Genomic DNA, 6,170 nt, shown 5'->3' with positions numbered 1-6,170 from the left:
AGGACACCGCCCTTTCACGGCGGTAACAGGGGTTCGAGTCCCCTAGGGGACGCCACGATTTCTCGCTCTGCGAGACCAAGGGTCATTCGATTATTGAATGGCCCTTTTGTTTTTCTGGCGTTTATTAATTCGCCGCCTTCACATCTACCATCCCCCTTGATTGTTGATCCGCTGTCTGCGACAGGCGGGCAGCAGTGCACTTGCCATTCCAGATGATGAGGATAATATTCTCTGCGTAATCCGGAGGTGGCCATGCAAGACAAAAAATCCAGAACACGCGAACGTATCCTCGGAGCAGCCAGCGCCGCCTTGATCAGTCGTGGGCCTGAGCAGCCCAGTGTCAACGAGATCATGGGGGCTGCCGGCCTGACCGTGGGTGGCTTCTATGCGCACTTCGATAGCAAGGAAGCGCTGATGCTGGAGGCTTTCGAGCACCTGCTCAGCCAGCGGCGCGCGTCTGTTGCGCAGTTGGATGAGCAGTTGCCCGCCGAAGAGCGTCGCGCGCTGGTGGCAGCTTTCTATTTGTCCCGCAAACATCGGGACGCTACCGGAGAGGCTTGCCCCTTGCCTTCGACCATTGGCGACATGGCTCGCATGCAGGGAAGTTTCCAGACGGCTCTGGAGTCGCATCTCGAACTCATGGTGGCCCAGCTTTCCGGGAGCCCTGAGGAGGCGGACAAAGTGCTGGCCGATTTTGCGTTGATGGTGGGCGGACTGGCGCTGTCTCGGGCGCTGGGCGCCAGTGATCTCTCTGATCGGGTCTTGCGGGCAGCCAAGTCGGCAGTGGTTTGAATGCTGCACCTGTAGGAGCGCACGAGCACCGCGAGGCCGCGATGGCGGCGTAACAGACAGACCGCTATCGCGGCCTCGCGGTGCTCGTAAGCTCCCATAAGGAGCGTGTTTGACGATGGGGGATGTCAGTTACACTGCCCGTCCACACGATTGAGCCTCAAGGGAGCGAACATGGTCTGGGATCTGGCAACGCCTTTTGTAATTGACCTCAATGTAGCCGCAGATGACATTGACGGCCTGGGTCATGCCAACAACGCTGTCTACGTGACTTGGCTGGAGCGTTGCGCGTGGCGTCACTCCCAACAGTTAGGCCTGGACCTCAGCGAGTATCGGCGTCTGGACCGGGCTATGGCCGTGGTCCGGCATGAGATCGATTACCTCGCCAGTGCTTATCAGGATGACGAACTGCAGCTGGCGACCTGGATCGTCGACTGGGATCGGCGCCTGAAGATGACGCGACGTTTTCAGCTCAAACGCCCCAGCGACGGCCTGACCCTGCTGCGCGCGCAAACCACCTTTGTCTGCATCGAGCTGTCCAGCGGCAAGCCCAAGCGCATGCCAGCGGAGTTTGTCGAGGGTTACGGCGCTGCGATGCTTCATCCTCTGGTTTCCAATCCGGCCATCGCACCGTAAACTGCCGGACTTTTTTTCGAGTGTGACCCATGCAAATTGCTCTGGCGCCCATGGAGGGTCTGGTTGACGACATCCTGCGCGACGCACTGACAAAAGTCGGTGGGATCGACTGGTGCGTCACCGAATTCATCCGCGTGTCCGAACGTTTGATGCCGGCTCATTACTTCTACAAATACGCTTCGGAGTTTCACAAAGGCGCCAAGACCGACGCCGGTACGCCTCTGCGCTTGCAGCTGTTGGGTTCTGATCCGGTATGCCTGGCGGAAAACGCCGCCTACGCCTGTGAGCTAGGCGCGCCAGTGCTGGACCTCAACTTCGGTTGCCCGGCCAAGACCGTCAATCGCTCCCGTGGCGGCGCAATTCTGCTCAAAGAGCCTGAGTTGCTGCATTCCATTCTCAGCCAAGTCAGAAGGGCAGTCCCGAAGCACATTCCGGTCACCGCGAAAATGCGCCTGGGTTATGAAAACACCGACGGCGCGCTGGATTGTGCCCGAGCATTGGCCGATGGCGGCGCTGAGCAAATCGTGGTGCACGCAAGGACCAAAGTCGACGGCTACAAGCCGCCTGCTCATTGGGAGTGGATTGCGCGCATTCAGGATGTGGTCAAAGTGCCGGTGGTCGCCAATGGCGAGATCTGGACCGTGGATGATTGGCGTCGCTGCCGGGAAATCTGCGGCGCAAGGGACATCATGATCGGCCGAGGACTGGTGGCGCGGCCGGATCTGGCCCGGCAGATCGCCGCAGCGCAGAAGGGTGAGGAGGTGGTACCCATGACGTGGGCCGAGCTGCAACCGATCCTGCGCACCTTCTGGCAGCAATGTCTGGTCAAGATGACCCTGATCCAGGCACCGGGCCGCTTGAAGCAATGGCTGGCCCTGCTGACCAAAAGCTACCCGGAAGCAACTGTGCTATTCGATACCCTGCGGCGAGAAACCGACTGTGAGCGTATCGGAATTTTGCTCGGTGTCAGGGCCGACGAGCGGTCGTAAATTTCGCAAAATAATCTCTTGAAAAGCCGTTGGCTGCCCCTAGTTTGGGATTACGCGATGCCGAATTCGGGTCGCGGATTAACCACTCGCTGATATCAGGAGATTGATCATGACTACTGCATTTTCGTTGGCTCCACTGTTCCGTAGCTCCGTGGGCTTTGACCGTTTCAACGACCTGTTCGAATCGGCAGCCCGCAACGAAACAGCCAGCAGCTACCCTCCTTACAACGTCGAAAAACTGGCCGAAGATCGCTATCGCATCGTGATCGCAGTGGCCGGCTTCAAGGAAGAAGAAATCGACCTGCAGGTTGAGAAAAGCGTACTGACCGTCGACGGCAACAAGCGTAACGGTGGACAAGGCCAGGAAAAATCCAACGTCACCTACCTGCATCAAGGCATTGCAGAGCGGGCGTTCAAGTTGTCCTTCCGGCTTGCCGATCATATCGAGGTTCAAAACGCAGGGCTGGCGAACGGCCTGCTGACCATCGATCTGCTGCGGCAAATACCCGAGGAAGCCAAGGCCAAGCGCATTCCCATCAATGGGCATCAGGCTTTGGAAAACTGAGAAACAACCGTTGGCTGTAACAGGAAGGCGCCCGAGCGGCGCCTTTCTTATTGGTGGAAGGCATCAAAGCAGCGGATGACTTGCAACTGCGCTAAAAACCTCCGTGACCGACGACACTCACCCCACCCGCAACAATGCCTCAAACGCCCTCAACTCCCGCGGCTCACTAAACAAATACCCCTGATAAAAATGGCAACCGATCTGCTGCAGAAACTCCAACTGCTGTGCAGTTTCCACGCCCTCGGCAATCACCATCAAATTCAGACTCTGCGCCATCGCGACAATTGCGCGGATGATTTCGGCGTCGTTGGGGTCGGTGGTTGCGTCGCGGATAAACGATTGGTCGATTTTCAACGCATCGACTGGCAGACGTTTAAGATACGTGAGTGATGAATATCCCGTACCAAAGTCATCCATGGCGAAGGTTACACCCAGCTCTTTCAGTCGGTGCATTTTGGCGATGGTGTCATCGAGATTTTGAATGACGATGCCTTCTGTGATTTCAAGCTTGAGCAGGTGACTGGGCAGGCCGTTGATCTGCAGGTTGCGCGCGACGCGTTCGACGAAGTCGTTTTGCCGAAACTGGCGCGGACTGATGTTCACGCACAGGCTGAAGTGCTGCGGACTGATCAGGCCTTCACGCAGCAGCTTGCCTGCCGCCCGACAGGCTTCTTCCAGAATCCAGGTGCCGACTTCCAGAATCATTCCGCTTTCTTCCAGCACCTGGATGAACTGCCCGGGCGGGAGGTTGCCGGTTTCCGGGTGTTCCCAGCGCAAAAGCGCTTCAGCGCCGATTATGCGGTTGCCGCGTGCATCGACCTGCGCTTGATAGCACAGACTGAACTCGCCACGGGCCAAGGCCATGCGCAGATCGTTTTCCAGACGTAAACGTTCGCTGGCGGCCTTTTGCATGGAATCGTGGAACAGTTGTGTGGTGTTGCGGCCTGAGTCTTTGGCCCGGTACAGCGCGTTGTCGGCGCGTTTTAGCAAGTCGGCGCTGGTAGTGCCATGATCAGGAATCAGCGCGATGCCAATGCTTGGCGTGATTTGCAGACGCTGCCCATCAAGGAACATTGGCTGCGCCAGCAACGCGCGCAGCATGTCGGACAGTTCCATTACCTGGTCGGTAACTTCCTGGCGGCTGCCTTCCAGGCCACTGATCAGCACCACGAACTCGTCACCCCCCAGGCGCGCGACGGTATCCTCCATGCGCACGCTGGCCTCAAGGCGAGCAGTGACGATTTTCAGCACGCTGTCACCCACGGGATGGCCCAAGGAGTCGTTGATGTGTTTGAAATGATCCAGGTCCATGAACAGCAGGGCGCCGCGCAGGTCATGCCGCTGCAGCAGGGCGATCTGTTGGCTGAGGCGATCCATCAGTAAGGCCCGGTTGGGCAGGTTGGTCAGGGAATCGTGATAGGCCAGGTGCTGGACTTGATCCTGGGCGTTCTTCAGTTCGCTGATGTCCCGAGCATTCGTCAGCAGGCATTCAACCTCGTTGAGGATGATCGTTTCGACTGAAACGTCGACCGTGATTTGCACGCCGGACTTGTGGCGCCCGGTCAACTCACGGTGGGTAACCCGGCCATTTTCAGCAAGATCCCGGATCAACTGCCTGCGCTGCTCAAGGTCGGTCCACATCCCCAGCTCATAGACAGTCCGGCCGATGACTTCTGCGGGGGTGAAGCCGGTCAGGCGACAAAAGCCGCTGTTGATTTCCAGATAACGCCCCGTGTCACGCTCGGTAATGGTGATTGCATCGGGGCTGGAGTGGAACGCCTTGGCAAACTTCTCTTCGCTGGCTTTCAGTGCCCGTTCGGCGCGCATGTAGGCGCTGTTGTCCATGAAGGTGCTGAGCAAATAAAGATGGTGTTCGAGCTCGATCGTCAGTGCGCTGAACGTGCCTTGGATCATTCGGCCGTCCCGTGCCCGCAGCCGAACATCAAGACGCACCGGCTCGGCAGTGCTCAATACGGTGGCTACCAGATCCCGGCGATCTGCGGGGCTAGTCCATAGCCCGAGCTCCAGGCCCGTTCGTCCGATGGCTTCGGCAGCGGTCCAGCCCAACAGCAATTCGAACTGCAGATTGACCTCGCAGATCGTGCCATCGTCCAGCCGTGACAGAATCACCACGTTGGGGCTCAGGTGGTAGATGGTTGCAAAGCGTTTCTCTGACTCATCAGATTGCGCCAAAGGCTGGCGGCTACTGTCGGCAGGTATGGGCATGGGATCACTCGCCTGGAAAACATTAAAGGCAGTAATACGATCTTCAGCTGTCTCTAAACAGGGTCAGGACTTGATGACCTGCGCATCAAGCAACGCCATGAATGCCCGTGCGGCATTTGAGAGCGTGCGTTCGGTATGCAGGATGTAGCCTAGCTGACGAGTGAGCTGCACGCCCGGTAAAGGAATGCGCGCCACTTGTTCGTCCAGCATGGTACGGGGCAGGACACTCCAGGCTAGGCCGATGGACACCATCATTTTGATGGTTTCCAGATAGTTGGTGCTCATGGCGATGTTCGGCTTCAGGCCCTGGGCTTCACACAGACCGCTGACGATATGGTGTGTAAACGTGTTGTTGCCGGGGAACACCGCCGGGTAACGCACGATGTCTTGCAGCGTTACCGGCCCGCTATTGGCCAGCGGGTGCTCTGGCGCGGCCACGAAGTCCAGTGGGTCGTCCCAGACCGGCACGGCCTTGACCAGCGTGTGCGGGTCCGGTGCCAGCGTGATGACTGCCAGCTCGGCGCGACCATGCAGAATTTCCTCGTAGGCGACTTCCGAATCGAGAAACTGGATGTCCAGTGCGACCTCAGGGAAGCGGCGGGTAAATTCTCTGAGCAGCGGCGGTAAACGGTGCAGGCCAATGTGATGGCTGGTGGCCAGAGTGAGACGCCCGGTTACTTCGCCCGTCAGGTTGGTCAGCGCCCGGCGAGTATCGTCCAGCACATTGAGAATCTGATAAGCCCTGGGTAACAAGGCGCGCCCGGCCTCGGTAAGGCTGACTTCCCGTCCCAGCCGGTCGAACAACCGCACGTTCAATTGTTGCTCCAGACCGGCTATGCGTTTGCTGATAGCCGGCTGGGTCAGGTGCAGGTGTTCGCCGGCCCCGGAAAAGCTGCCGGTTTCGGCAATGGCAATAAAAGCGTTGAGGTTGGCCAGATCCATTTTCAGATTCCAGTTGGTTATCC

Annotated in this window: 5 protein-coding genes and 1 pseudogene; 4 read left to right on the top strand and 2 right to left on the bottom strand. The window is 58.3% G+C overall.

The genetic code is table 11. The features are described 5' to 3' along the window. Positions 1–252: 252 nt before the first annotated feature. The 4 genes from IV01_RS10710 to IV01_RS10725 all read left to right on the top strand — a co-directional run bounded on the left by IV01_RS10710 (position 253) and on the right by IV01_RS10725 (position 2,979). On the top strand, positions 253–792 hold the full coding sequence (locus tag IV01_RS10710; protein WP_032629227.1) for a TetR/AcrR family transcriptional regulator: 540 nt from the start codon (positions 253–255) through the stop codon (positions 790–792). Between the two features lie 171 nt (positions 793–963). After that, the gene (locus IV01_RS10715) at positions 964–1,425 is read left to right on the top strand and encodes an acyl-CoA thioesterase (protein ID WP_032629225.1); all 462 of its coding nucleotides are present in this window, start codon (positions 964–966) and stop codon (positions 1,423–1,425) included. A 29-nt stretch (positions 1,426–1,454) separates the two neighbouring features. Further along, positions 1,455–2,414 (top strand): tRNA dihydrouridine synthase, encoded by a 960-nt coding sequence (locus IV01_RS10720; protein ID WP_032629223.1) that lies wholly within the window; start codon positions 1,455–1,457, stop codon positions 2,412–2,414. Between the two features lie 109 nt (positions 2,415–2,523). Further along, positions 2,524–2,979 (top strand): Hsp20 family protein, encoded by a 456-nt coding sequence (locus tag IV01_RS10725; protein WP_032629221.1) that lies wholly within the window; start codon positions 2,524–2,526, stop codon positions 2,977–2,979. Between the two features lie 117 nt (positions 2,980–3,096). Here IV01_RS10725 and IV01_RS0125170 read toward each other — a convergent pair. After that, positions 3,097–5,154: pseudogene (locus IV01_RS0125170) on the bottom strand (putative bifunctional diguanylate cyclase/phosphodiesterase); the annotation flags it as partial. 114 nt (positions 5,155–5,268) lie between these two features. After that, the gene (locus tag IV01_RS10730; protein WP_032629219.1) at positions 5,269–6,147 is read right to left on the bottom strand and encodes a LysR family transcriptional regulator; all 879 of its coding nucleotides are present in this window, start codon (positions 6,145–6,147) and stop codon (positions 5,269–5,271) included. Positions 6,148–6,170 lie beyond the last annotated feature (23 nt).

The sequence above is a fragment of the Pseudomonas syringae genome (genome assembly GCF_000737245.1).
Taxonomy (GTDB): Bacteria; Pseudomonadota; Gammaproteobacteria; order Pseudomonadales; family Pseudomonadaceae; genus Aquipseudomonas; species Aquipseudomonas syringae_J.
The sequence above is the reverse complement of the archived record's forward strand: the minus strand, read 5'-3'. Positions and strand labels throughout refer to the sequence as shown.